Source organism: Paraburkholderia sp. PGU19 (genome assembly GCF_013426915.1).
Taxonomy (GTDB): domain Bacteria; phylum Pseudomonadota; class Gammaproteobacteria; order Burkholderiales; family Burkholderiaceae; genus Paraburkholderia.
This window is the reverse complement of sequence record NZ_AP023180.1, coordinates 812,533-838,695: the sequence shown is the minus strand read 5'-3', so window position 1 is coordinate 838,695 and position 26,163 is coordinate 812,533. Positions and strand designations below refer to the sequence as shown.

The following is a 26,163-nucleotide window of genomic DNA, read 5'->3' as shown; positions in this document are numbered from 1 at the left end:
TGCTTCAGGCGTCGCCCCTGTGCGGGGCGGCACCTACTTTTCTTTGCCGCCGCAAAGAAAAGTAGGCAAAAGAAAGCGGCTAACACCGCCAATTCTTCTTCCTGCCTGAGGGCCCCCGAAGGTTCTTACGCTTCACACGGCAACCACGTGACCCACGTTCGTTGCCAGCGCTCTTGCGGTGCGCCTCACCCGCTTCGCGCGCCCGCGTCGCAGCACGCCGTCCCAGATATTCCACGGCCGCCCAGGTGGCAAACTGTGTGTAGGCCGTAGTACTGCACACGCCTCACTCCGGGCCGATAGCGCACGCGTTCCACCTTGTAAGAGCGCCACGCTATACGACTCGACAACCTACACACAGTTTGCCACCTGGGCGGCACATACCATTCGCCGCCGCTTGCCCGTGCAAATGCATTTGAAGCGGGTGAGGCGTTTGTTCAAAGCGTTGGCAACACGCGCCAACAGAGTTGTTGCCGTGTGAGGCGTAAGACCCTTTGAGGGCCCTCAGGCAATGAGAAATGTTGGCGGTGTTAGCCGCTTTCTTTTGCCTACTTTTCTTTGCGGCGGCAAAGAAAAGTAGGTGCCGCCCCGCACAGGGGCGACGCGTGAAGCACGCTAACAAACCGCGGATGCCAGCGAAAAGCCCAAAAAACCAAACCAGATGCCAGCGCAAAGCCCAAAACAACCCAAACCGCTCGCGCAGCAAATCCCCCATCACTAACGAGTTGAATCGACCCTCCCGTAGGTCAAAAAGACTCCAGTGAAAATGACTCATGTTCTCATCGAGCGCACGGCCTGCAAGGCCCTCTGCATTGGCACAAAGCCTGCATCGGCATAGCAGTCCGCAACTGAGGCATCTCCACTACGATCATGAAAACCATCGAGCCCCGCGCCGCCTTCGTCCCGCCTCCCGGACGTTACCGCCCCGCGCAGCGCTTCGCGTTGCTCAATCTCGGCTTTCGTCCGTTCTACCTGGCGGGCGCGTGCTTCGCCGCACTTGCGCTGACCGTGTGGCTGCTCGCGCTCGCAGGCGTACCCGTAATGGGCAACTATCTGCTGAAGCTCGATCCCATCGGCTGGCACGCGCACGAGATGGTGTTTGGCTTTGCGGCATCGATCGTCGCAGGCTTTCTGTTGACTGCCGTGCGCGCATGGACGGGCATGCAGACCACGAGCCACCGCACGCTCGCCGCGCTCGCATTGCTGTGGCTCGCCGCGCGCGTGCTGGTGTGGAGCGGGCCCGCCGTGCCCGCTGCGTTGATCGACAGCGCGTTTCTGCCCGCCGTCGCGTTGGTGCTGCTGCGCGTATTGATGAAGGCGGGGAACCGGCGCAATTATTTTCTGGTGCCCATGCTGCTGACCTTTGCCGCGCTCAACGCCGCGTTCCATGTGCTGGCGCAAATGGGGCATCCCGATCTCGCGCTGCGTTGTCTTTATGCCGCAGCAGGCATCGTCGTGTTGCTGGTCTCGGTGATCGGCGCGCGCGTGATTCCAATGTTTACGTCGAATGCGATTCCGGGTTTCGTCACGCGCCGCTGGAAGCTGGTCGAATGGAGCGCCGCGCCGTTGACGCTGTGCGCGCTGTTCACCGATGCCGCCGCTGTGCCGTCAGCCATCATCGCGACGCTCGCGTTTGCGGCGTGCGCGATCCATAGCGCGCGGCTGATCGGCTGGCGTTCGTACAAGGTGCGCGGCCCGGCGATCCTGCTGATCCTGCACGTCGCCTATGCATGGATGCCCATCGGTTTCGCGCTCCTCGGCTTGAGCGCGCTCGGCTTCGTGTCGCATTCCGTCGCGATGCACGCTTTCACGGCGGGCGTGATCGGCGGGGCGATCATCTCGATGATCACGCGCACGGCGCGCGGTCATACGGGCAGGCCCCTCGTCGCCGATACGCGCGATATCGCGAGCTACGCGCTCGTCACGCTGGGTTCGGCATTGCGGATCGTCGGGCCGCTCGTTGTGCCGGGGCACTATCAGGTGTGGATCTGGAGCGCGGGCGCGTGCTGGATCGCCGCGTTCGCAATCTATGCAGGCGCGTACGCGCTCCCGTTGATGCGGCCGCGCGCGGACGGCAAGCCCGGTTAGCGCGGTCGCATCAATCGAGCGCTAGACAGCGCTCGCTCATTCCGCCGTCGAGCGCGTTTCGCTCCGGCCGCTTTCCATTGCCGACACGCGGTTCTTCCCATCGCGTTTCGCGCGATAGAGCGCGAGGTCGGCGGCTTCGATCAGCGTCGTCATCGGCGCGTCGGGCGAGGGCACCTGCGTTGCGCAGCCGACGCTGATCGTCACGTACTGCCCCGACGACGAACCCGCATGCGGAATGCGCAGCGCTTCGACTTCGAGCCGGACCTTCTCGGCGAGCAGGCGCGTGCCGCCCGCCGACGTACCCGGCAGCACGACCGCGAACTCCTCGCCGCCGAACCGCGCCGCGAGATCGCCGGGCCGCCCGAGGCAGCCTTCCACCGTCGACGCAATCTGCTTGAGCACTTCGTCGCCCGCAACATGGCCATACGTGTCGTTGTATGGCTTGAAGTTATCGACGTCGATCATCAGGAGCGACACTTCCGTTTGCGCGCGCATGCCGCGCCGCCATTCGGCGTTCAGATATTCGTCCAGATAGCGGCGGTTCGACAGCCCCGTCAGTCCATCCGATTGCGTCAGCTTGCGCAGTTCGAGATTCGCTTCCAGCAGTTGCTGCTGCGATTCGCGCAGCGCGCGATACGCCTCGTCGCGTTGTAGCAGGTTCACATACGAGCGCGAGTGATAGCGGATGCGCGCGACCAGTTCCATCCGGTCGGGCAGCTTGACGAGATAGTCGTTCGCGCCCGCCGCGAAGGCGGCACTCTTGATGGTCGGCTCTTCCTTGGTCGACAGCACGATGATGGGCACGTCGCGCAGCTTCGTATTCGTGCGATACGCCTTGACCAGCGTGAGGCCGTCGATGCCGGGCATCACGAGGTCCTGCAGGATCACCGTGGGGCGCGTGTGGGTGGCCGCATGGATCGCTTCGTCGGCGTTCGCGCAGTAGTGCAGGTCGATGCCTTCCTCGTTGGCGAGCGCGCGCCGCACCGCTTCCGCGACGATCGCCTGGTCGTCGACCAGCAACACCATGATCGGCACGTCGGATAGCGCGGCCGTTTCCAGCGCGGCGCGCGCGGCTTCGAGCGCGGCATTCGCGCGGTCGGCCGACGTCGATGTGGAACCCCCCTGGTCCCGTGCCCCGATTTGATCGAAGTCCATGTGCGTACCCCTGTCGGAAATGCTGGTCATGCGTTGTCTCGGTGTTTCATTGCGTGCCGCTCTTGCATCGAATGCCCCGTTGCCCCTGTCTTTGCCCTTGCTGCCTTGTGCTGAATCAGCGTCGCGCGAACGCCGCCAGCTGACCGGCGATGCCGCGCAGCGGCAGAATCCGGCGCGCCGCGCCCAGCGTCGCGGCCGCCTTCGGCATGCCGTAGACGGCGCTCGTCGCTTCGTCCTGCGCGATCGTGTCGTAGCCTTTCGCGCGCATCGCCTTCAGGCCGATCGCCCCGTCGCGGCCCATGCCCGTCAACAGCACGCCGAGTGCTTCGCCGGGCCAATGTTCGACGACACTATGAAAGAACACGTCGACGGAAGGACGGTAGGGCATCTCGGCCGGTTCGCGAGTGTAGTGCAGCGCGCCGTTCTGTGTCAGCAGCATGTGATCGTTGGTCGCCGCGAGCAGCGCGACGCCCGCAGCCGGCAACTCGCCCTCGCGCGCGGTGCGCACCGCGACGGGTGTCTGGCCGTCGAGCCACTCCGCCATGCCATCGGCGAACACCTGGTCGACGTGCTGCACGATCACGATGGGCGCGGCAAAGTCCGCAGGCAAGCTGCCCAGCACGGTCGCGAGCGCGGCCGGCCCGCCCGCCGACGCGCCGATCGCCACCAGCCGCTGCGCATCGCGGGTGAGCGGCGCGATGGCCATTTGCCGTGGCGCCCAGGGCTTGTCCATCAACTGGCCGATCTGGTCGATCTTCTGCAGCATCAGCAGCGCGGACTCGCCGATGCCGCGCCCGCCGAGCGTCGGCGTATCGACGGCGTCGAGCGCGCCCGCGCCCATCGCCTCGTAGACGCGCCAGGTATTCGCGCCGACGCTGCTGGTGACGATCAGGATCGGGCAGGGCGTGCGCGCCATGATCCGGCGCGTCGCTTCCACGCCGTCGATCTTCGGCATGATGAGGTCCATCAGCACGACATCGGGCGTCTGCGCGGCGCAGAAGTCGACGGCTTCCTCGCCATTCGCGGCGACCCACAGCACGCGATGCTCGGGTCGCACCGCGATCACGCGGCGCAGTGCTTCGACGGCGAGCGGCAGGTCGTTGGCGATGCCGATATTCATGCGGATGCCTCTCCGATCAGGTCGCGTACGGCATCGAGCAAGGCTTCGTCATGGAAGCTGCCCTTCGCGAGATAGTAGTCCGCGCCGGCTTCGAGCCCGCGCCGGCGGTCCTCGTCGCGGTCCTTGTACGACACGATCATCACGGGCACGGGCTTGAACAGCGGATCGCGCTTGATCAGCGTGACGAGTTCGATGCCGTCCATGCGCGGCATGTCGATATCGGTGACGACGAGATCGAATGTTCCACTGCGCAGTGCGTTCCAGCCGTCCATTCCGTCCACGGCGACCGTCACCGCATAGCCGCGTTTTTCCAGCAGCTTGCGTTCGAGTTCGCGCACCGTCAATGAATCTTCGACGACGAGCACATGCTTGCGCTGCCGCGTGGCAACGTCGTGCGCGCGGCCGATCCGGTCGAGCTGTCCGCCGCGCACGAGCTTGTCGACGGAACGCAGCAGGTCGTCGACATCGACGATCAGCACGGCGTCGCCATTCTCCATCAGCGCACCCGCCGCGATGTCGCGGATCTTGCCCAGGCGCGGATCGAGCGGTTGCACAACGAGCATCCGCTCGCCGAGAAAGCGGTCGACGGCGATCCCATACGTCACCCGTTCGTCGCCGATCACGACGACGGACACCGATTCGCGCGTCACGCCCGCCTGCGCGCCGAGCAACTGATGCGCGGTGACGAGCCCGACGGGCTTGCCGTCGAACGCGAAGTGCTGCTGGCCTTCGAGCATGTCGATATCGGCGCGCGCGAGTTCGAGCGTACGGCGCACATGCGCGAGCGGAAACGCGTACGCCTCGCCGCCCACGTCGACGAGCAGGCTGCGCACCACCGAGAGCGTCAACGGCAACTGCATCACGAAGCGCGAACCACGGCCCGGGTCGTTGAAGATGCGCACGGTGCCGCGCACGGCCTTGACCATTTCATGTACGGCGTCGAGGCCGACGCCACGGCCCGATACGTCGGTGACCTGCTCGCGCATCGAGAAGCCCGGCAGCAGCAGGAAGTCGAGCAGTTCCTGTTCGGACAGGCGCGCGGCCGTGTCTTCATCGGCGAGCTTGCGGCGGACCACCGACGCGCGCACGTTGTCGAGATCGATGCCCGCGCCGTCGTCGCTGACGCTGATCAGCAGCCTGCCCGCGCTGTGGCGCGCTTCGAGCGTCACGTGCGCTTCGGCGGGCTTGCCGCGCGCGATGCGCACGTCGGGCGTTTCGATGCCGTGGTCGAGCGCGTTGCGCAGCAGATGGCCGAGCGGCGCGTCGAGCATGTCGAGAATGTCGCGGTCCACCTGCGTCGACGTGCCGACGATCTCGAACTTCACGCGCTTGCCAAGCGAGCGCGCGAGATCGCGCACCACGCGCGGATACGCATGCGTCGCGTCGCCGAACGGCCGCATCCGGCATTGCAGCGCTTCGTCGTACAGCAGTTGCGCAAGGTTGGCGCTGCTGCGGTCGTATTGGTCGAGTTCGTCGAGACGCGCGCCGAGCGTGTGCTGCATGTTGTTGAGCGCGGTGCGTACGTCGGCAAGCGCCGATAGCGCGGCATCGTCGAGATGTTCGGCGAGTGTGTCGTAGAGCGCGTCGAGCGCGCGCGAGGTTTCGCGCTGCGTGCGCTTGATGCGCAGCATCGACGTCGCGAACGGTTTGAGCCAGCGCGATTCGACGAGCACTTCGCCCGACAGGCTCAACACGCGGTCGAGATTCGCGGCGCGCACGCGCAGCATGCGGTCGGGGGTGTGCGCCGAGGCATGGGCGTCCTGTTGCGTGGGGGCGTCGGACAGGTCTGGTGTATCGGTTGCAGGCGCTTCCTGCCGTTGCGCGAGCGCCTCGGCTTGAAGTTCCGCCTGAAGTTGCGCATAGACATCGACGTCCGGCTCGATGCTCGCTCCAACACCGTCAGCCGTCTCACGCGCGGCGCTTTCGGGCGACGCCAGCCGCCGCACGAACCCGTCGATATCGGCGCGCGCAACGGGCGCGTCCGGTTTCGCATCGCCCACGCGCATCAGCAGATCGACGCCACGCAACAGCACGTCGATATGCGCGGGCGTCAGTTGCAGTGCACCGCGTTGCGCGCCGACGAAGCACTCTTCCATCACATGCGCGATATCGACGCCATCCTGCAAGCCGATGATGCGCGCCGCGCCTTTGAGCGAATGCGCGGCGCGCATGCAGGCTTCGAGCGCGGCGGCGTCGGCGGGGCGATGTTCGAGCGCGAGCAGCCCGTCGGACAGCACGCGCGTTTGCACGGTGGCTTCCTCGCGGAACAGTTCGAGCAGCGATTGATCGTCATCCGTCATCGCAGGCTCCGGCCAATCGAGTCGAACAGCCGCGCCGGATCGATCAGGCCGACAGTTCCGCCGCGCCACGCGAGCACGCCGCGCGCATGCGACGCGGTGGCGTACGCGAGCGTCGCGGGCACGGGCAGCAGTTCGGCGTCCGCATAGCGGATCACACCTTCGACCTCGTCGACGGGCAAGGCAACGGGCGGTGCGGCGGGCTCGCTGTCGTGCGCGGCGACCAGCATGCGCGCATAGCCGTTACGCGTGGCCTGCTTCGTGTCGGCGGCGTGGTCCATGTTCAGCAACTCGCCGAGCGAAACCGCGACGATCAGCGCGCCGCGCACGTTGACGACACCGAGCACAGCGCGCGAGCGCTGATGCGGCAGCGAATGGATCGCGCGGACATCGTCGATCTCGCGGAGCACACGCGTCGGCAGCGCGAGCCATTCGCCCGCAACGCGAAAGGCGAGGGCGGACTGTGTCTGCGCGGACGCTTCGCGCGCGTCGGCTGGCGATCCGACCGGCTCCGCACGCGCAGCGAGGTCCGTGTCGCTCAAAGGCCGGTCGAACAGTTGTGCGGCGCCTTGCGCGAAGACCGGGCAGTTCAGGCAACGAAAATACTCGACGAGGCGCGGGCACGAGTTGTCGCCGCGCGTGCCGATGCGGTTCCAGCAGTCGTCGACGCGCACGGCCGCGCTTGAATGATCAGGAGCGTCGTGCAGCATGGAATCCTTGTGAACGTTGCGCATCGTCCGTCGGCGCCTGAGCCGGTTGTGGCGCTTGAGCCGATTGAGCCGCGCGTGCCGCCGAGCGTTGCGCGCGCTGCATCAGATTCTGCGCGCCCGCCCGATCACCGCCGATGTCGAGCAGCGCGGCCAGATGCGTGAGCGCTTCGTAATGCGCAGGGTCCAGATAAAGCGCCTTCCGATAGAAGTCGGCGGCGTCTGCGTTGCGGCCGCGCGCATCGGCGATCAGGCCGAGCAGATAGAACGCGTCGACGTTAGGACCATGCACGATCGCGTGCTGGTGCGCGAGGCGCTCGGCTTCGTCGAACTCGCCGGCATCGGCGTGACGGCGCGCGGCAGCGAGCGATGGTTCCGCAGCGGGGTGCAGCGTCGGCGTTGGCGGCATCGCTCGCAACGGCTGTTGCATGGGCGCGGGCGGTGCAGTGAGGACCCGGTTCGCGGGCGCCGGTTTCGTGGTTGCGCGCGTTGCCGCTGTGAACGCGGGCGTACGCGCGGCTTGCGTCGTCACGTTGGCCGCGCTCAAGGCACGCGGTCTGACCGCGCGCGCCGCATCCGTTTCCTCGGGCGTGCTGCGCCGGAACGCAAACGCGAGCGGAATGCGCGCCGATGTCATCGCGTGGCGCATCATCAGGCCCGTCTCGGCGGGGCCGACGAAGATCGTGCCGCCGTTGGCGAGATTCGCATCGAGCACACGGATCGCGCGGTCCTGCGCTTCACGGTCGAAATAGATCAATACGTTGCGGCAGAAAATGAAGTCATACGGTGCCTGCGCGCCCGCCTGCAGGTCGAACAGGTTCGCGTGCGAGAAGCGCACCGTCTCGCGCACGCGTTCGCTCAGTTGCCAACCGTCGTTTAGCGCCGTGAAATGCCGGTCGCGAAACGCGAGCGGATGGCCGCGAAACGAATTGCGCCCGTAGAGGCCCGCGCGCGCATGCTCGATCACGCGCGCGCTGATATCGAAGGCATCGACGGTAAAGCGGTTTTCACCGATGCCGTCGTCGAGCAGCGTCATCGCGACCGTGTAGGGTTCCTCGCCCGTCGAGCACGGCAGGCTCAGCACGCGCAGCACATGCATCGGCTCGCGCACCAGCCGCTCGTTCGCGAGACGCGCCAGCGCGACGTACGCCTCGCGATCGCGATAGAACCATGTTTCCGGCACGACGAGCGCTTCGATCAGCGCCTGCCGTTCGTCGCGCGACACGCTCAGTTGCTGCCAGTACGCCTCGATCTCGGTGGGATCGACGGTCATGCTCGTGTCGTGCGCCGCGAGGCCGAGGCGCGTCACGCGCGCGCGTTCGATCACCGCGCGCTCCACCGCATTGATACCCAGCGACGACGCGTCGATCCCCGTCTCGCGCAGGAGCCAGGCTTCGAAGCGCGGCACGAAAGCGGTTGCGGCGTTCATCGCGTATGAGGTTGGGGTTGCGGGAAGAGCAGCGCTTTCACGTCGTCGTCGAGCATCTGCTGCACGTCGATCCACTGGATCAAGCCGGACTCGTCGCTCGCGACGGGGCCGAGCCAGCGCGCGTGCGGCGTCGCGATGCCGCTGTCGGCGAAGTGCTCGCGCTCGATACGGCGCGTCTGCGTCGCGCGTTCGACGATCAGGCCGAGCAGCCTCGGCGGCGTGTCCGTGTCGCCGCGTTCGTGTATGTCGCGCGTGTCGCGATAATGGACAAACACGAGCCGGGTCGAGCGCCAGTACTGCGACGGACGTCCCAGCGCGAGTTGCGCGAGATCGATCACGGGCACGGGTTCGCCGTGCCGCTCGATCACCCCCGCGACCCACGCGGGCGCGCCGGGAATCGCCTTGGTGGCCGTCAGCGTCTGCACTTCGACGATGTCGGCGGCATCGAGCGCATAGCGGTCGCGGTCGAGTTCGAACACAAGGAAGAGCATCGCCGTCACCGTATCAGCCGTGTTGGGCCTGCCAGCGCGAGCGGGCTCACGCTTCGATCTTGAAGCGCGACACACCCGTGCGCAGCTGGTTCGCGACGAGCGTGAGATCGTCGATCGCCTGCGACGACTGGCGCAACGATTCCGCCGTCTGCTGCGCGGCCTCCGACAGCTGCGACAGCGCCTGGGTGATCTGCTCCGCGCTCGTCGCCTGCGTCTGCATGCCTTCGTTGACGAGCTGGAAGCGCGGCGCGAGCGTCTGCGCTTCGTGGATGATCTGCGACAGCTGCTCGCTGACCTGCTGCACGTCGCGCATGCCGCGCCGCACTTCTTCGGAGAACTTGTCCATGCCCATCACACCCGCCGAGACAGCCGACTGGATCTCCTTCACGGTCTGTTCGATATCGAAGGTGGCGACGGCCGTCTGGTCCGCGAGCCGGCGGATTTCGGTCGCGACGACGGCAAAGCCGCGGCCGTATTCGCCCGCTTTCTCGGCTTCGATGGCCGCGTTCAGCGACAGCAGATTGGTCTGATCGGCGACCTTGGTGATCGTCGCGACCACCTGATTGATGTTGACGGCCTTCTCGTTGAGGATCGCGAGCTTCGCGTTCACGGAGCCGGCCGCTTCCATCACGCTGCGCATCGTGTCTTCCATGCGCGTGAGGCCGTTCTGGCTCGCCCCCGCGAGCGTCGCCGACTGATCCGCGACGGCCGACACTTCGTTCATCGTGCGCAGCAGATCGCGCGAAGTCGCGAAAATCTCGCGCGAGGTCGCGCCGATCTCCGTCGTGGTCGCGGCGGTTTCCGTCGCCGTCGCCTGTTGTTCCTTCGACGTCGCCGCAATCTCGGCCACTGACGTCGTCACCTGCAGCGACGACTTCTGCGCCTGCGCAACGAGGCTGTTCAGTTCCTCGGCCATCCGGTTGAAGCCGTCCTCCAGCGTGCCGAATTCGTCGCGGCGGCCAAGCTTCAGGCGCTGCGTCAGGTTGCCCGTGCGCATCACGTTGTGCACGTCGACGAGGCTCGCCATCGGTACCGTGATCGCGCGGTACAGCGAGAAGCCCGTGTAGAGCGCGACTAGCAGCGTGATGCCGAGCGCTGTCGCGAGCGTGATTTCCGTGCCCGTCACCGAATCGCGGATCGATTTCGCGGAATCGTCCGCCTGGGTGCGGTTTTCGGTGACCAGCTCGTTTGCCGCGCGGATCACGTTTTCCCAGGCGGGCGCGAGCTTGACGAAGGTGGACTGCGCATCCGCCTTCGAGGTCGGCGCGGTGCGCATGGCGTCGTTCAGTTGCGGCAGGTATTGATCCCAGGCAGCGCGGAAGGCGCGGAAGTGCTCGCGGTCCACGTCGCGAAAGAGCGTTGCCTGGTACTCGGCCGACACCTGATCGAACTTTTGCAGCAGAGCCGGTATCCGTTCGAGATCCTTCGTCGCGGCATCGTTGCCGTCGACGAAGAGCGCCCGTTCGAGCGTCGTATAGCCTTCGTTGGCCGCCGCGCGCATGCTGGTCGCGAGGTAGAGGCCGGGCACCGAGTCGTGGCCCATGCTGAACGCTTCGTCATCCATCACGCGCAGCCGGCTCCATGAGATCGCGGCCATCACCAGCATCAGCACGAACAGCGCGCCGAAGCTCAGCATGATCCGGTTGCCGAGCGTGAAACGGGCCGCGTGCTTCGCATCGAGCAGGGTGGTGTCGCTGGTACGGGACGTCGCTGTGGCCATTGTCGATGACTCTTCCGGTGTTTGATGGTGTGAGGCGGCGCGTCGGATGGCCGTCATCCGGACGGTCCACGCCGACGCTAACTGGAAATTACATGATTCCCTCGCGAGTCATTATCCCAAAAAGCTCGCGAATCCTGTGCCAGATCGGCGTATTGAAAGGGAGCCTAGACGGTTTCCGGCAAAGAACAAGCATGGCGTGGCCGGGCTGCGCCTTTTCTGACAACCCTGGACGCCACGTTGCAGCACAGCAGGCGAGGCCCACGCGTAACCCGAAAACGCCCTGTGCGGTCGCATCGCTGCTGCAAAATGCATAAAGAGGCTTTGCGAGCGCGGCTTTGTCGCCCAGAACGTTCCGTAACGCAGACGCTGTCGCATGCATGGCGTTCATTTGCCGTGATAGAGGCTGGCGTTCAGCCGATGCTGCTCGCCCGACTGCTCAGAGCGCAGCAGATCCTGATAGACCTCGGAGCGTGTCGTACCCATCGCGTGTCCGGACTGACCCACACCCACCGACGTAGCCGGCATGCCGTCCACAACCTGCGCTGTTTGCGCGACGGGCACGGCTGCGGGCTGCTGTTCCTGTGCCCATGTGTGCCCAACATATCCCACTGACAGAGCGACCGCACAGGTCGCCGCGATGCGAAGCGTCTTCATGATCTGACTCCTTCGAAACGATGCGGGTACGGTCAGCGCTGACTGGCCGGAAGGCGAAGCCGGGGATTCGCGCCGTCCTCGGCAAAGCGGCGGGCGTGGCGGGGTTCGCTGCTTACATGGTGGGAGCCGCACGAGGATGGCGCTATCGACAGATCATGAAGAAGTCATCAAGCCGCAGCGGCGCGACGTGAGCACGACGGGGCCTACAGCGCTTCCCACCGCCAGGCCTGCGCGAGCCGCTCGCGCAGATAGTCGACGAACGCGCGCACGCGCGGCGCGAGATGCTGGCTATGCGGATAGATCGCGTGCAGCGGCGCGGCCGACATCGAATGTTGCGGCAGCACGCGGCGCAGCTTGCCCGCGAGGATGTCGTCGCCCACGTCCCAGATCGACTTCACGGCAATGCCGGCATCGGCGAGCGCGAACAGATGCGCGGCTTCGCCGTCATTCGTGACGATCGCGGCATCGACGCGCACGGCGATGCTTTCGTCGCCTTCGAAGCGCCATTCCGCGCGCCGCTGGTCGCCGATCAGGATGCAGCGGTGCGAGGTCAGATCGTCGGGATGCTTTGGCGTGCCGTGCGCCTGCAGATAGGCGGGCGACGCGCACAGCACGCGAAAGTTCGGCGCGAGCGTGCGCGCGATCAGCGATGAATCCGCGAGACTGCCGAAGCGGATCGCGAGATCGAAGCCGCTTTCGACGAGATCGACGACGGCATCCGTCAGCTCCAGCTGAACGGTGAGCTGCGGATGAAGCCGCTGAAAATCCGCGATCAGCGGCGCGATCTTCTGGCGGCCGAGCTGGCCGGGCGCCGTGACGCGCAACAGGCCGCTCACTTCCTGGCGGCGTTGCGACAGCAGTTCTTCCGCCTGCTCGATCTCATCGAGTATGCGCACCACGCGCGCGTGAAACAGCGCGCCTTCTTCCGTCAGCGTCTGACGGCGCGTGGTGCGCTGGATCAGCCGCACGCCGACGCTTTTCTCCAGTTGCGCGAGCCGCTTGCTCACGACGGACAGCGGCAGGTCCATTTCGCGAGCCGCCGCCGACAGACTTCCCGCCGAAACCACGCGGGAAAAGGCAATCAGGGCCGGCAGGCTGTCAATGCGGGTGTCGCTCATTCTTCTCAAAAAAGAAAGGATTCATCAATCTGGAAGCGGTATTTCTTCCATGGCGCGAAGACTAGCATACCCATCAACCCAATCAGTTGCTTTTCTTCAAGGAGCCCATCATGTCGTTTCGTCCTGCTTCCCCGTTGCGCCGCGTGCTGTCCGCCGTGCTGGCTGTCGTGTCGATTGCGGCTGCGCCGGCTTTCGCCGCTGTCGGGCACGACTCGCTCGTTCAGCCGCATCAACTGACCGTGGATCACAGCCTGCCCAAAGCGCAGCGCGACGCGCAGATTCTCGCCGCGCGCCGCTACGACACGTTCTGGAGCACGGGCGACGAAGCGCTGGCTCGCGCCGCGCTCGCGCCCGGCTTCACCGATCGCACGTTGCCGCCAGGCCGCGCGCAGGGAATCGAAGGGCCGCTTGCCGCGTCGAAGTTCGTGCGGGCCGCCGTGCCTGACCTGCAGGCGGATATCGAGCAGATGGTGGTCAGCGGCGATCGTGTCGTCGTGCATCTGCGTTTTCACGGCCACTTCACGGGCGAGTTCAAGGGCGTGCAGGGGCAGGGCCAGAACGTCGATTTCATCGCGACGGATATTTACCGGGTGGCGAACGGCCAGATCGCCGAAAACTGGCACCTCGAAGACAACCTGACGTTTTTGCAGCAGCTTGGCGTCGTCGCGAAGTGACGGCGCGATTCATTCCTTTTCTTGAGCAAGGAGACACACATGAATTCGCTTGAAACGAAACGCGTGCTGATCGTCGGTGGCAGTTCGGGCATTGGCGCGGCGGCGGCGAAGGCTTTCGCCGCGCTCGGCGCACAGGTGACGATTGCTTCGCGCAATGCGCAGAAGCTGTCGGCGGCGGCACAGGAAATTGGCCACGGTGTGCAAACGGCTGAGATCGACACAACGGATGCCGCAGCCGTCGAAGCGTTCTTCGCCGCGCAGCACCCGTTCGATCACGTCGTGATTTCAGCTGCGCAGACGCCGTCCGGCCCGGTGCGCCAGTTGCCGCTCGACGACGCCTACAAGGCGATGGACAGCAAGTTCTGGGGCGCCTACCGCGTGGCGCGCGCCGTGAAGATTGCCGAAGGCGGATCGTTGACCTTCGTGTCGGGCTTTCTCTCCGTGCGGCCGAGCAAGATGTCGGTTCTGCAAGGCGCGATCAACGCGGCGCTCGAAGCGCTCTCGCGCGGTCTTGCGCTGGAGTTGTCGCCCGTGCGCGTGAACACGGTGTCGCCGGGATTGATCGCGACACCGCTCTGGTCGAAGCTCACCGACGAGGCACGCGACAGCATGTTCGAAGGCGCTGCGAACCGATTGCCCGCACGGCGCGTCGGCCAGCCCGAAGACGTCGCGAACGCGATCGTCTATCTGGCGACGACGCCTTATGCGACGGGCTCGACGGTGCTGGTCGACGGGGGCGGGGCGATCGCCTGAGCGCCTGGACCGCTGACGAAAGCTCGTTACGCGAGCGTCGCCCCCCGGTCGGCGAGCAATTCGCGCAGCACGCTGCGATGGCAGCGGTTTTCGTGCTCGCAATAACAGCCGACCGAAAAGTTCGCGGTGGCGGACAGCGCGGCGAGTGTGTCGAGCACCTTCGGCGCGTCGCCGTGATTCATCTCCGCGCGAAACTTGCGCACGAAGTCCTTCCACTCGGCATCGGTCGTGGCGGACAGCGCTTCGTGAACGAGTTCCGGCGTGGGCGACAGCGTCGGCAGCCAGACATCATAGAAATTGCGGCTGCCGAACTCGGCCTTCGGCACGCCGCGCGGCGGACGCCGCACGGTGCCGATGCGCACGCCTTCATCGGGCGCGCGTTCCGATCCGAGTCGAACGATGCGTATGGCCATGGGCTTGGGTCTCCTTTGTGTTGTGCGGTCGCTTGTTTGTAACGCTCAACCGGGTGTGTTCTTCATGCCCAGCACGTCGATGCGGCCGATCTGCGGCGGACCCGTGAACAGATCGTCCGCGACGCCCATCAGCGCCTTCGCGATCGGACCGTCCAGATGCGCCTGGCGGCCGGCCTCGTCGGGGAAGGCATCGAACACGCCGTAGGTCCGCTCGGCGATCTTCAGCGCGAACCAGATGGGCGTGGTGGTTTCCTGGTTCGCCAGTTCCAGTCCCTTCTGCAGAAACGCCTCGACGTCGGCTTCCTTGCCGGGTTTTGCTTCGAATCGCGCGAACAGTGCGTACTTGATCATCGTCTGTCTCCTTTCGATGCGGCTTGCTGCCGATCTTCCAATGTAACCGTATGTCGACTGCAATGGCGACCCGCGTTGGGACAAGCCAGAACCGTTGTCAAACGATTTCATGGAAAACACCAAGTCGTCAATAAGTTGTTTGACAACGTTGCGACGCGGGTGCTAATTTTCTGGCTTGTCGGCCACCCATCTGAACCACGAGAGCTTATGAACGAGTCACAGATCGTCGAGCGCGAGTTCGCGTCGACCGTGATGGCAGTCCCGCCGCTCGCGCGCCGCGCGGATCTGTCGCTCGATGTCGACGCCAACCAGAAACTGATCCGGCATATCGAAGCGGGCGGCGTGCGTACGCTCCTGTACGGCGGCAACGCGAATTTCTATCACGTGGCCGTCAGCGAATACCGCGAGTTGCTCGACATGCTGTCGGAGAGCACGGCGCCCACCACGCGCGTGATCCCTGCCATCGGCCCGGACTTCGGCAAGATGCTGGACCAGGCGCGCATCCTCGCGCAGACGTCGTATCGCACCGCGATGGTGTTGCCGCTGTCCGGGTTCACGACGCCGGCGGGTGTCGAAGCGGGCCTGACGCGCATCGTCGACGCAGCGGGCATGCCGCTCACGCTCTATATCAAGAGCGAAGACTATGTGGATGTCGACACGCTGGCGCGTCTCGTCGAGCGCGGCACGCTGATCGCTGTCAAGTACGCGATCGTCCGCGCGAATCCGGCGAACGATCCTTACCTGCGGCGCCTGCTCGAAAGCGTGAGCCCGTCGCGGGTGATCTCCGGCATGGGTGAGCGTCCCGCGCTCACCCATGTGCGCGACTTCGGCCTCGCCGCATGGACGACGGGCAGCGGCTGCATCGCGTCGCATGCCGTGATGGGGCTGCTGGCCGCCGCGAAGGAAGGACGCGACGCCGAAGCACAGCGTCTTTACGACGCGTTCATGCCGCTCGAAACGCTGCGCGACAACCTCTCGCTGATCCGCGTGCTGCACGATGCCGTCACGTTCTCCGGTATCGCCGACATGGGTTCGATCCTGCCGCTGCTGAGCGAAACGCCCGTCGAGCATCATGCCGCCGTTGCGCAGGCAGCGCGTGAACTGCTTGCGTTCGAGCGTGCGTACGCGTGACCGGTTTGAACGCATGCGCCGCGCAGCGTGATGCATCAGGTACATGTGCTGCAGGCCGACAAGGGCTGCGACTTCGACTTCCTGCAACGCGATGGCGCAACACTGCAACGGGTGAGCCGGAGATTCAATGAACTGCTCCGCATCCGGCGATAGAGATGCAACGCCGTGCGGGTCTGGAGACAGGAACAGAGCAACAAGAACGCGCGCGCAAGCGCGAAGACACCACGCAACAACATCAATAACCAAGCCCTGGAGGGGATACGGATGGAGAAGAAACACTATGCAGGCGTCAAGGCGGTGCTGGTGATCGGCGCGTCGCTGGCGACGGCGGCGCCTGCGTTCGCGCAAAGCAGCGTGACGCTGTACGGCATCGTCGATAACGGCATCGGTTATCAGTCGAGCTCGACGACGCTCGGTTCGACCACGGGCGGACATTCGGCCTTCAAGATGGTCACGGGCGTATGGGCGGGCAGCCGCTTCGGCCTGAAGGGCGCAGAAGACCTCGGTGGCGGTACGAAAGCGATCTTCACACTGGAAGAAGGTTTCAGCGCGAACAACGGCGCGATGTCGACGAACAACCTGATGTTCAGCCGCCAGGCGTTCGTCGGCGTGACGAACGCCACGTACGGTTCGCTGACGGCTGGCCGCCAGTACGCGTCGTACTACCAGTTGCTGTCGCCGTACAGCCCGACGACGTGGCTGACGGGTTTCTACGGCGCGCACGCGGGCGACGTCGACGGTCTCGATACGATCTATCGCGCGAACAATACGCTGCTGTACATGTCGCCAACGCTGTACGGCTTCAAGTTCAGCGGCTCGTATTCGTTCGGCGGGGTGCCGGGCAGCGCGTATCAGGGCTCGACGTGGAGCACGGCGGTCCAGTATTCGCAAGGCCCGATCGGCATCGCGGTGGGCTTCTCGAAGATCAACAACTCGAACGTGAATGGCGGCACGTTCGGCACCGATACGACGACGTCGAACGCAGGCGCACAGGCGGGTGTGTCGGCCGTGACCAATGGCTACCAGTCGGCACGCGCGCAGCAGCGCTTCGCCGTCGGCGGGGGCTATACGTTCAACAGCCAGTTCGACATCACGGCGACGTATTCGAACGTGCAGTACATTCCGGGCATCGGTTCGGGCTTCCACGACCTGTCGATCTGGAACTCGGGCGGCATCGTGCTGCACTGGAAGCCGACGGCTGCATGGGACTTCGCGACGGGCTACGCCTACACGCGCGCGACGAAGGCCAACGGCATCTCGAGCAACGCGTCGTATTCGCAGGTCAACCTGTCCGAGTACTACTCGCTGTCCAAGCGTACGGGTCTGTATGCGTTGCAGGCATATCAGCGCGCGAACGGCCAGACGCTCGGCACGAACGGCCGCACCATCATCAACGCGACGGCGACGATCGGCGATGGCTTTAACTCGACGCCTTCGTCATCGCGCAGCATGGTCGGTGTGGGCGTCGGCATCGTGCATCGGTTCTGACGCTGGTTGAAGTTGCAGAAGCAGGACAGGGCGCCGCGCTTGCGGCGCCTTTTTTATCGGGTGTCCGGGATAGTTGAAGCACAAAACAAAACCCGCCCGATGCATGAAGCGACCGGGCGGGTTTTTCGGAACCTGGAACGCGTTTAGCCAGCCGACTTGAATCGCGCCGCGAGCTGCTCGGCGTTACGCGCAAGCAACCCGATGTCGGACCCAACGGCCGTGAACAGACAGCCGAGATCGATATAGTGCCGTGCCAGCGCTTCATCGCCGATCAGAATGCCCGCGGGCTTGCCCGTCGCGACAATGCGTTTGATCGCATCGTCGACGGCTGCCTGCACATCGGGATGCTTGAGATCGCCTACATGCCCGAGCGCCGCCGACAGATCGCCCGGACCGATAAAGATACCATCGACACCCTCGACGGCCGCAATCCGCTCCAGATTCTGCAAGCCGAGCCGGCTCTCGATCTGCACGAGCACGCATAGTTCGCTCGCACAAAGCTTCGGATAATCCTTGATGCGTCCAAAGTCGGACGCCCGCGCCGTCGATGCATAGCCGCGCACGCCTGCCGGCGGGTAGCGGGTGAACGACACGGCATCGCGCGCTTGGTCTTCCGTTTCGATATAGGGAATCAGCAGCGTCTGCGCGCCGCTGTCGAGCAGGCGCTTGATCGTCACCATGTCGTTCCACGGCGGCCGCACGATGGGATGCGTCGGCGTGCCAGCGCACGCTTGCAACTGGCTGTGCACCATCGGCAGTTCGTTGGGCGAATGTTCCATGTCGAGCAACAGCCAGTCGAAACCCGAACCCGCCAGGATTTCGACCGACACGTGGCTCGCGAGGCTCGACCACAAGCCGATCTGCTGACGCCCGTCCTGCAGCGCGCGTTTGAATGGATTCTCCGGAAGCTTCATCGTGTTCTCCATGGAAGGGAACCGCAGGGACTTGCAACACAGAGTGTGCCGGGCGGCGCGTCGATCAGCGCCGGACGTTGCGCTTTTCGGGCGGCGTGTAATCGATCGTCACGAAGCCGCCACCCTGAAAACGCTGCGCGACGGGATCGAGCGGATTTGGCTGCTTCAGGATTTCGTCGGCGTAGTCTTCGGCGTTCTGCTTCGGTTGATAACCGAGCGGCGCTGCCGCAGAATTGTCCCAGTAGCTGCGCGTGTTGTTCGACACGCCCCAGACCGCCTGAAAACCCAGGTCGGGCACGTTGATGCAACGGTCGATGAGATGCAGAAAATCGTCGTGACCGAGCCAGGTGCTGAGGTGTCTGAACTCCGTCGGCTTTTCGATGCAACTGCCGATGCGGATGCACGCGCTCTCGATGCCATGCTTGTCCCAGTACATGCGCGCGAGCGATTCGCCCCACGCCTTGCTGAGCCCGTAAAAACCATCGGGGCGGAACGCGCAGTCGAGCGTGAGCTTGTCTTCGACGGGATACATGCCGATCGCGTGATTCGAGCTCGCGAAGATGATGCGGCGCACGCCGTGCCGCCGCGCGCCTTCATACACTTCGACGAGGCCGCGCAGATTGTTCTCGATGATCTCGGGCAGCGGCCGTTCGACGCTCGTGCCCGCCATGTGGATCAGCACGTCGACGCCTTGCATCAGCCGGTCGACCACGGCGGGATCGCGCAGATCGCCGTGCATCACGTCCTCGCCGTCGAACAACGGTTCCAGCGCGCGCGAGCCTGCCGCAGACCGCAAGTTGACGCCACGCTCGTTCAGCGCGGCGCGCAGGAAGCGGCCAAGCTGACCGCCCGCACCGCTCAACGCAATCTTTTTTGTCATGATCAAACCTTATGGCAGATAGCAGGTATCCAGGAAATCAGTGGCCCGATGCAGGCCGCTTCGCGAGTTCCGCGGGCACGCCGATCTGCGCCGGCGCGGACGACTCGCCGTGCGTGATCAGCTTCCACGCGACCGTCGCGCCGACGATGTCGAACAGCATCAGACAGACGAACAGCGGGTTATAGCCGAGAGTAGCCGCCAACGCGCCGACGATCAACGAGAAGATCATCCCGCCCAGCCAGCCGAACATGCCGGAGAAGCCCGTCGCCGTGCCGACTTCATGCTGGCCGAACACGTCGGACGCGAGCGTGAACAGCGCGCCAGAGATGGCCTGGTGAGCGAAGGCGCCCATGCAGAACAGCGCGATCGCGACATACGGGCTGGCCGCGAGGCCGATGCACGCCGGGCCGACCATCAGCACGGCACCGCAGATGATCACCAGCTTGCGTGACGTGATCAGCGACGCGTTGAAGCGGCGAATGAAGAACGGCGCAAGATAACCGCCGACCAGACACCCGAGGTCCGCGGCGAGGAACGGCATCCAGCCGAACAGCGCGATCTCCTTCAGGTTCATGTGACGCACGGTGAACAGATAGAGCGGAATCCAGAAGTTGAAGGTCTGCCAGGCCGGTTCGGCGAGAAAACGCGGAATGGCGATGCCCCAGAAGCGGCGCGTCGACAGCACGTGACGCCACGACGGACGCGTTGTCGCGTCCTGTGCGCGCCGCTCCTGGCCGGACAGGATGTACTCGCGTTCGTCCGTCGAAAGATTAGGGTGATCTTCGGGCTTGCGGAAGAATACGAGCCACAGTGCCACCCAGATCAGCGCCGCGCCGCCCGTGACGACGAAGGCCATCTGCCAGTTGAACGTGAGGATGCAGTACACGACGAGCGGCGGGGCGAGCATCGCGCCGATCGACGTGCCCGTGTTGAGCCAGCCTGTCGCGATCGATCGTTCTTTCGCCGGGAACCATTGGCTGATTGCCTTCATGCCCGCCGGAAAAATGGCTGCTTCGCTCATGCCGAGCAGGCCGCGGAAGAACGCCAGCGACGTCCAGCCGGTGGCAAGACCGTGCAGCATGTTCGACGCGGCCCAGGCGATCGCGAAGATCGCAAAGCCGATCTTGAGCCCGACGAAGTCGAGGATATAGCCGGCGACAGGCTGCATCACCGTGTACGCGCCCTGGAACGCCGCGATGACATACGAGTATTGCTGCGTCGTCATGTGCAGCTTTTCGGTGAGCGTCGGGGCGGCGACGGACAGCGAGCTGCGCGCGAGATAGTTGAAGACGGTCCCGAGCATGATGAGCCCGATGATCCACCAGCGTAATCCTTTGATCGTATGGCGTTGCACTGCATGTCTCCTGCGGATGACGGTCATCGCGAGCCGCTTGCGATGCCGTCTGGATGAGTCTGTGTAGGGTTGGCGCGAGCTTATGACCGCTGCGGCTGGCGCCGCGCCGCAGCAGCGTGATCAGGGAGTCAGAGGTAGGCGGCCGTCCAGCCGAGGCCCGCTGCCGTGGTTGTGGCGGGCTTGTACTCGCAGCCGATCCAGCCGTCATAGCCGATTGCTTCGAGATGGCCGAACAGGAACGGGTAATGGATCTCGCCCGTGCCGGGTTCGTGGCGGCCGGGATTATCGGCGAGCTGGATATGCGCGATACGCTGCAGATGCTTCTGCAGCGTCGCCGCGAGTTCGCCTTCCATCCGCTGCATGTGATAGATGTCGTACTGCAAATAGAGGTTGTCGCCGCCAGCCTCGTCGATCAGATCGAGTGCCTGTTGCGTGCGGTTCACATAGAAACCTGGGATATCGAACGTATTGATCGGCTCGACCAGCAGGCGGATGCCTGCCTGTTTCAACTTTGCCGCGGCGAAGCGCAGGTTGCCGACGAAGGTCTCGCGAAGCGTGTCCTGATCGATGCCCGCTGGCGCGATGCCCGCCAGCACGTTCAACTGCTTGCAACCCAGGGCGCGCGCGTAGTCGATCGCGGTGCCGACGCCTTCCTGAAACTCGCCGACGCGCTCCGGCAGACACGCGATACCGCGCTCGCCGCTTGCCCAGTCGCCTGCGGGCAGGTTGTGCAGCACCTGTTGGAGGCCGTGCTGGTGTAGCAGCGCGGCGAGCTGGTCCTTTTCGTAAGCGTACGGGAACAGATACTCGACGCCCTTGAAACCGGCCTTCGACGCAGCGGCAAAACGCTCCGGGAAATCGTGCTCGGTGAAGAGCATCGTCAGATTGGCGCAGAGTTTTGTCATGGCGTGTCTCGCTCCTGATTGCGGGCGGTGCTGCAAACGCATGGCCGGGCGAGGGCGTCGGATCATGCGCGCTTGGGACTTTTCTATGTCAGACATCGTCGCTTGTGATAAACAAGTTGTCAAGCAAATAGTGCGTTGTCTTAGGGGCATCCCTGGTTCTATCGGACTGGGTGGAAAGGGCTTAAACCCGCTTGTAATCTCAATATGCGCGAATAGGACACGAACTTCTCGAACCGATAAAACTGAAAAATCACGCTTGACACTCATCAAGTTGTTTTACAACAATGTCTCCGTCGCGATCCGGCAGGACGCACGGATCGCGCGAACGATCCCCATCGAAGCAGGTAGACGACAAGGAGACATCGGTGACGACGCACAACAGAAGCAGTCGCGCGAACAGGGCAGGCTCGAGCACATCCAGGGCGGATCAAGACGGTCCGCAATCGCCGCAACGGCGCACCTTCATCGCATTCGCGGGCGCGGCAGCGGGCGCGACGCTGCTCGGCACGCTGCCCGGTTGCGGCGGCAATCATTCGACTTCAACAGCGCCAACGGCAAACAGCGACCCGATCTGGGGCAGCAATGGCGCAGCGGAGCAGATCATCGCGTCGCTGCAGAAGGTCTCGCAGTCGATGTTTCCTTCCGTCGATTTCCTCGTCACCAGTTACGGCGCGCAGCCTTGTGGTGTGATCGCCGCGACGAATCCGTATGCGGCTTCGGCGTCATCGCCAGCAAGTCCCGGCGCCGACCAGACCCAGGCGCCCGGCTCATTCGATTCGCGTCCCGCGTTTCTCGCCGCCATCGCCGCGTGCAGCGCGGCGGGCGGCGGGCGTGTCGTGGTGCCGGCGGGCACGTGGTATTGCGCGGGACCGATCGTGTTGCAGAGCAATGTGAACTTCCATCTGGGCGCGAACTGCACGATCTATTTCAGCCCGAATCCTGCTGACTATGCGAAAGACGGTCCCGTCGACTGCGCATCGAACGGCAAGCTCTATTACAGCCGCTGGCAGGCAAACGATTGCCTGAACTTCGGCGCACCCGTCTATGCCCGCAACCAGACCAACATCGCGATTACCGGCGAGGACGCGACCTCCGTGCTCAACGGCCAGGCCATGACGCCGTTCGCGGGCAGCGGCAGCACGAGCACGTGCTGGTGGACCTTCAAAGGCACGAAGAATGCCTATGGCTGCACCGGATCGACGACGCCTTCGCAGGCCTACACGAACCCGAACAACGTCGATCTGAAAACAGTCGCGCCCGGCATATCGGATGCGCTCTATGCGCTATTGACCAGCACCTCGACGCCCTGGCAGCAGGACCAGAACTATCTGCCGGCGCTATCGGAAGCGGGCGTGCCCGTCGAGAAACGGATCTTCGGCCTCGGGCACTATCTGCGTCCATGCATGGTCGAGTTCATCGGCTGCACGAACGTGCTGATGGAGAACTACCGCACGAACAACACGCCGTTCTGGCAGCACCATCCAACCGACTGCGCGAACGTCGTGATACGCGGCGTGACGGTGGACAGCATCGGTCCGAACAATGACGGCTTCGATCCCGACGCCTGCAACAACGTGCTGTGCGACGGCGTCACGTTCAACACGGGCGACGACTGCATCGCGATCAAGTCCGGCAAGGCGCTCGACACCACCTACGGTCCCGCGCAGAACCACGTGATCCAGAACTGCACGATGAACAGCGGTCACGGCGGCATTACGTTGGGCAGTGAAATGGGCGGCGGCGTGCAGAACATCTATGCGCGCAACCTGCAGATGCTCAACCAGAACTGGCAGACCAATCCGCTGAACATCGCGATCCGCATCAAGACGAACATGAATCGCGGCGGCTACGTGAAGAACTTCTACGTCGACAACGTCACGTTGCCTAACGGCATCAATCTCACGGGCGGCGGCTATGGCAGCGCGTTGCTCGCGGGCAGCCCGATCAACGCGACGGTGCCGCTGGGCGTGGAGACGGGTTCTGCCGCCAATCCATCGGCGGCGCAAGGCGGGCTGATCACATTCGATTGCGACTACCAACCCGCCAACGACGCCGTGCGAACACGCCCCGCGCTCGTGCAAAACGTGAATATCTCCAACGTGACGGCGAGCAACGTGACGGTAAACGGCGTGACGGCCTCGTGCTTCCAGGCAATCGTTGCGCAGGGCCCCGTCGCGTTCGACTACAACGGGCCCACGCCAACGCCCGCGATTCCGCCCATTTCGGGCGTCACGATCACGAACTGCAATCTCGGCACGCCCGTGTGCAACGGCACCGCAAGCTCGACCACGCCGGGGCCGATCTACGCGTACAACGTGAACGCGATTTCGCTGTCCAATGTGACGATCGGCGGGACGGTCTACAACACCTCGGTCGTAGACTCGCGATGAGGCTCGAAACGCCCGTCGCATAAGGCTTTTCGGCGCATGACATGAGTCGACATAATTCGTCGATAGCCATCATTCGGGCGCTCGACCATACTGCGTTCCGCGTGCAGAGCTAACGGAACACAACAACAGAACGACACCGGCGATTCACGCAACCGTGACATCGCCGGTGTTGCTTCGAGTGAAGCCAAACACATCGGACGATCTGCTTAATCTTCTGACCGATGACAGGACTTCACATGTTTGCAGCTCTCAACTCCGTTCGTGGCAAGACCCTCCGTAGCGCTTCCGCTGCAATCGCATTCAGCGCGATGCTGCTGAGCGGCTGCGCGGCCGCCAGCGTCACGAACACCGCCCAATACTCGACGCTCACGCAAGCGAATCCGCAGAACGTGTACGTGTACACGTTCGCGAGCAATCCGGAATCCGTGAAGCTCGACAACAGCGGCCTCATTCACAAACTGAGCGCAAGCTTCTCCGGTTCGTCGCAAACGTCGCAATCGTCGCAGATGCAGGAAGCGGCCGCCGCCAGCGACACGCTGACGGACGAAGTCGTCGCAAAACTCCAGTCGATGGGCATGCACGCGATCCGCACCGACGCGCCGCCGCCTGCCGACCAGAACGTGCTGATCGTCGAAGGCGCGGTCGGCTCGATCGACGCGGGCAACCATCGCCGCCGCACGCTGATCGGCCTCGGCGCCGGCAAGAGCGAAGTCACGGCGCATGTGCAGGTGCTCTACAAGCCGGCGGGCGGCATGCCGCAACTGGTGCAGACGTTCGACGCCGACGCGAACAGCGGCCATATGCCGGGTGTCGCGGAAACGGCTGGCGTCGGCGCGGCAGTGGGACACGTGGCGACGTCGGCGGCTGTTGGCGGCGCGTTGCATGTCGGCTCGGAGCACAAGAACGACACGGTCACGAGCGACGCGAAGAAGCTGGCTGACTCGGTGGCGAAGCAGGTTGCGCAGATCGGCGTCGCGCAAGGATGGATGTCGGGCGACCTGGTGAAATAACGCGGGAAGACGGGGAATCGAGGCCGCGCATCTTCGCGGCTTCGGTGCGAGGAGACGGATGGCGATGCCGGGCGGTATCGCCATTTGTTTTTGTATCGCGATCAGCCTTCGCGGAACAGGAAGCTATAGGCGTTCAGCGCGGGCACGCCGCCCAGATGCGCATACAGCACCTTCGAGCCTTCCGGGAATTCGCCGCGCCGCACCTTGTCGATCATCCCGTGCATCGACTTGCCTTCGTAGACGGGATCGGTCATCACGCCTTCGAGCCGTGCGCACAGGCGGATCGCTTCGAGCGTGCCCTCGTTCGGCAAGCCGTATTCCGGGCCGCCGTAACGCGTGTCGAGCACGACGTCCTGCGCGGTGATATCGCGGCCCAGATCGACCTTTTCCGCCGTGCGCTTCGCGATGCGCGTGATCTGCTCGCGCGTCTGTTCCGGTTTCGCCGATGCGTCGATGCCGATCACGCGGTCCGCGCGTCCGTCCGCCGCGAAGCCGACGATCATCCCGGCCTGCGTGCTGCCCGTCACCGAGCACACGACGATGTAGTCGAACTTGAAGCCCAGTTCCGCTTCCTGCTGCCGCACTTCCTCCGCGAAGCCGACAAAGCCCAGTCCGCCGAGCGGATGGTCCGAGCAGCCGGCGGGAATCGCATAGGGCTTGCCGCCTGCCGCGCGCACGCTGTCGAGCGCGTCTTCCCAGCTCTTGCGAAAGCCAATGTCGAAGCCATCGGGCACCAGCCGCACGTCCGCGCCCATGATGCGCGACATCTGGATATTGCCGACGCGGTCATACACGGCGTCGGAGTAGTTCACCCAGTTCTCCTGCACCAGCACGCACTTCATGCCCAGATGCGCGGCGACGGCGGCCACCTGGCGCGTCTGGTTCGACTGGATGCCGCCAATCGATACCAGCGTATCGCAGCCTTGCGCGAGCGCCTCGGGAATCAGGTATTCGAGCTTTCGTGTCTTGTTGCCGCCGAACGCGAGACCGCTGTTGCAGTCCTCGCGCTTCGCGTACAGCTGGACCTTGCCGCCGAGATGATCGGAGAGGCGCGCAAGCGGCTGGATCGGCGTCGGCCCGAAGGTGAGGGGATAGCGGGGGAAACGTTGCAGGTTCATGGTCGA

At 64.5% G+C, this 26,163-nt stretch carries 23 protein-coding genes; 7 read left to right on the top strand and 16 right to left on the bottom strand.

Features of this window, described 5'->3' with window-relative positions:
* Positions 1-867 precede the first annotated feature (867 nt).
* Positions 868-2,085, top strand: coding sequence for an NnrS family protein (locus tag H1204_RS21355; RefSeq protein ID WP_180732634.1), 1,218 nt, complete (start codon positions 868-870; stop codon positions 2,083-2,085).
* A gap of 36 nt (positions 2,086-2,121) precedes the next feature.
* Here the strand turns inward: H1204_RS21355 and H1204_RS21350 are convergent, their stop codons facing one another.
* The 9 genes from H1204_RS21350 to H1204_RS21310 form a co-directional block, all read right to left on the bottom strand.
* Positions 2,122-3,240 carry a diguanylate cyclase gene (locus H1204_RS21350; protein ID WP_180733250.1) on the bottom strand — a complete coding sequence of 373 codons (1,119 nt, stop codon included), beginning with the start codon at positions 3,238-3,240 and terminating at the stop codon, positions 2,122-2,124.
* Between the two features lie 115 nt (positions 3,241-3,355).
* The gene (locus H1204_RS21345) at positions 3,356-4,360 is read right to left on the bottom strand and encodes a chemotaxis response regulator protein-glutamate methylesterase (protein WP_180732632.1); all 1,005 of its coding nucleotides are present in this window, start codon (positions 4,358-4,360) and stop codon (positions 3,356-3,358) included.
* Positions 4,357-6,660: a hybrid sensor histidine kinase/response regulator gene (locus H1204_RS21340; protein ID WP_180732631.1), complete on the bottom strand. Its 2,304-nt coding sequence runs from the start codon at positions 6,658-6,660 to the stop codon at positions 4,357-4,359. Before H1204_RS21340 ends, H1204_RS21345 begins: the two co-directional genes overlap by 4 nt.
* Positions 6,657-7,367 (bottom strand): chemotaxis protein CheW, encoded by a 711-nt coding sequence (locus tag H1204_RS21335; protein ID WP_180732629.1) that lies wholly within the window; start codon positions 7,365-7,367, stop codon positions 6,657-6,659. Before H1204_RS21335 ends, H1204_RS21340 begins: the two co-directional genes overlap by 4 nt.
* The gene (locus H1204_RS21330) at positions 7,348-8,793 is read right to left on the bottom strand and encodes a CheR family methyltransferase (RefSeq protein WP_180732628.1); all 1,446 of its coding nucleotides are present in this window, start codon (positions 8,791-8,793) and stop codon (positions 7,348-7,350) included. Before H1204_RS21330 ends, H1204_RS21335 begins: the two co-directional genes overlap by 20 nt.
* Positions 8,790-9,284, bottom strand: coding sequence for a chemotaxis protein CheW (locus H1204_RS21325; RefSeq protein ID WP_180732626.1), 495 nt, complete (start codon positions 9,282-9,284; stop codon positions 8,790-8,792). The genes H1204_RS21330 and H1204_RS21325 overlap by 4 nt, the downstream gene beginning before the upstream one ends.
* Before the next feature lie 46 nt (positions 9,285-9,330).
* Positions 9,331-11,004 (bottom strand): methyl-accepting chemotaxis protein, encoded by a 1,674-nt coding sequence (locus tag H1204_RS21320; RefSeq protein WP_180732625.1) that lies wholly within the window; start codon positions 11,002-11,004, stop codon positions 9,331-9,333.
* A 384-nt stretch (positions 11,005-11,388) separates the two neighbouring features.
* A complete protein-coding gene (locus H1204_RS21315) occupies positions 11,389-11,658 on the bottom strand; it encodes a hypothetical protein (RefSeq protein WP_180732623.1) in 270 nt (89 codons plus the stop codon).
* A gap of 203 nt (positions 11,659-11,861) precedes the next feature.
* Positions 11,862-12,776: a LysR family transcriptional regulator gene (locus H1204_RS21310; protein ID WP_180732622.1), complete on the bottom strand. Its 915-nt coding sequence runs from the start codon at positions 12,774-12,776 to the stop codon at positions 11,862-11,864.
* 110 nt (positions 12,777-12,886) lie between these two features.
* On the opposite strand from H1204_RS21310, the gene H1204_RS21305 reads away from it, so the two are divergent.
* The gene (locus H1204_RS21305) at positions 12,887-13,450 is read left to right on the top strand and encodes an ester cyclase (RefSeq protein ID WP_180732620.1); all 564 of its coding nucleotides are present in this window, start codon (positions 12,887-12,889) and stop codon (positions 13,448-13,450) included.
* 39 nt (positions 13,451-13,489) lie between these two features.
* A complete protein-coding gene (locus H1204_RS21300) occupies positions 13,490-14,203 on the top strand; it encodes an SDR family oxidoreductase (protein WP_180732619.1) in 714 nt (237 codons plus the stop codon).
* A gap of 26 nt (positions 14,204-14,229) precedes the next feature.
* Here H1204_RS21300 and H1204_RS21295 read toward each other — a convergent pair whose 3' ends face one another.
* Together H1204_RS21295 and H1204_RS21290 are read right to left on the bottom strand one after the other, a co-directional pair.
* On the bottom strand, positions 14,230-14,616 hold the full coding sequence (locus H1204_RS21295; protein WP_007587654.1) for a DUF488 family protein: 387 nt from the start codon (positions 14,614-14,616) through the stop codon (positions 14,230-14,232).
* 45 nt (positions 14,617-14,661) lie between these two features.
* On the bottom strand, positions 14,662-14,967 hold the full coding sequence (locus H1204_RS21290) for an antibiotic biosynthesis monooxygenase (RefSeq protein ID WP_180732618.1): 306 nt from the start codon (positions 14,965-14,967) through the stop codon (positions 14,662-14,664).
* A 207-nt stretch (positions 14,968-15,174) separates the two neighbouring features.
* On the opposite strand from H1204_RS21290, the gene H1204_RS21285 reads away from it, so the two are divergent.
* Together H1204_RS21285 and H1204_RS21280 are read left to right on the top strand one after the other, a co-directional pair.
* Positions 15,175-16,098, top strand: coding sequence for a dihydrodipicolinate synthase family protein (locus H1204_RS21285; RefSeq protein WP_180732616.1), 924 nt, complete (start codon positions 15,175-15,177; stop codon positions 16,096-16,098).
* Between the two features lie 264 nt (positions 16,099-16,362).
* The gene (locus H1204_RS21280; protein WP_180732615.1) at positions 16,363-17,586 is read left to right on the top strand and encodes a porin; all 1,224 of its coding nucleotides are present in this window, start codon (positions 16,363-16,365) and stop codon (positions 17,584-17,586) included.
* Positions 17,587-17,729: 143 nt separating this feature from the next.
* On the opposite strand, the gene H1204_RS21275 is transcribed toward H1204_RS21280, so the two are convergent.
* From H1204_RS21275 to hyi, 4 genes are all read right to left on the bottom strand, one after another.
* A complete protein-coding gene (locus H1204_RS21275; RefSeq protein WP_180732614.1) occupies positions 17,730-18,500 on the bottom strand; it encodes an HpcH/HpaI aldolase/citrate lyase family protein in 771 nt (256 codons plus the stop codon).
* 64 nt (positions 18,501-18,564) lie between these two features.
* Positions 18,565-19,380, bottom strand: coding sequence for an NAD(P)-dependent oxidoreductase (locus H1204_RS21270; RefSeq protein ID WP_180732613.1), 816 nt, complete (start codon positions 19,378-19,380; stop codon positions 18,565-18,567).
* Between the two features lie 37 nt (positions 19,381-19,417).
* Entirely contained in the window at positions 19,418-20,683 is a 1,266-nt protein-coding gene (locus tag H1204_RS21265) for an MFS transporter (protein ID WP_243468776.1), read from the bottom strand.
* A 179-nt stretch (positions 20,684-20,862) separates the two neighbouring features.
* Positions 20,863-21,639 (bottom strand): hydroxypyruvate isomerase, encoded by a 777-nt coding sequence (gene hyi, locus H1204_RS21260; protein ID WP_180732610.1) that lies wholly within the window; start codon positions 21,637-21,639, stop codon positions 20,863-20,865.
* Positions 21,640-22,004: 365 nt separating this feature from the next.
* Between hyi and H1204_RS21255 the strand changes: the two genes are divergently transcribed.
* Positions 22,005-24,029: a glycoside hydrolase family 28 protein gene (locus H1204_RS21255; protein WP_180732609.1), complete on the top strand. Its 2,025-nt coding sequence runs from the start codon at positions 22,005-22,007 to the stop codon at positions 24,027-24,029.
* A 236-nt stretch (positions 24,030-24,265) separates the two neighbouring features.
* Positions 24,266-25,039, top strand: coding sequence for a DUF4410 domain-containing protein (locus H1204_RS21250; RefSeq protein WP_180732608.1), 774 nt, complete (start codon positions 24,266-24,268; stop codon positions 25,037-25,039).
* A gap of 101 nt (positions 25,040-25,140) precedes the next feature.
* Here H1204_RS21250 and H1204_RS21245 read toward each other — a convergent pair whose 3' ends face one another.
* A complete protein-coding gene (locus tag H1204_RS21245) occupies positions 25,141-26,157 on the bottom strand; it encodes a 1-aminocyclopropane-1-carboxylate deaminase (RefSeq protein WP_180732606.1) in 1,017 nt (338 codons plus the stop codon).
* Between the last annotated feature and the right edge of the window lie 6 nt (positions 26,158-26,163).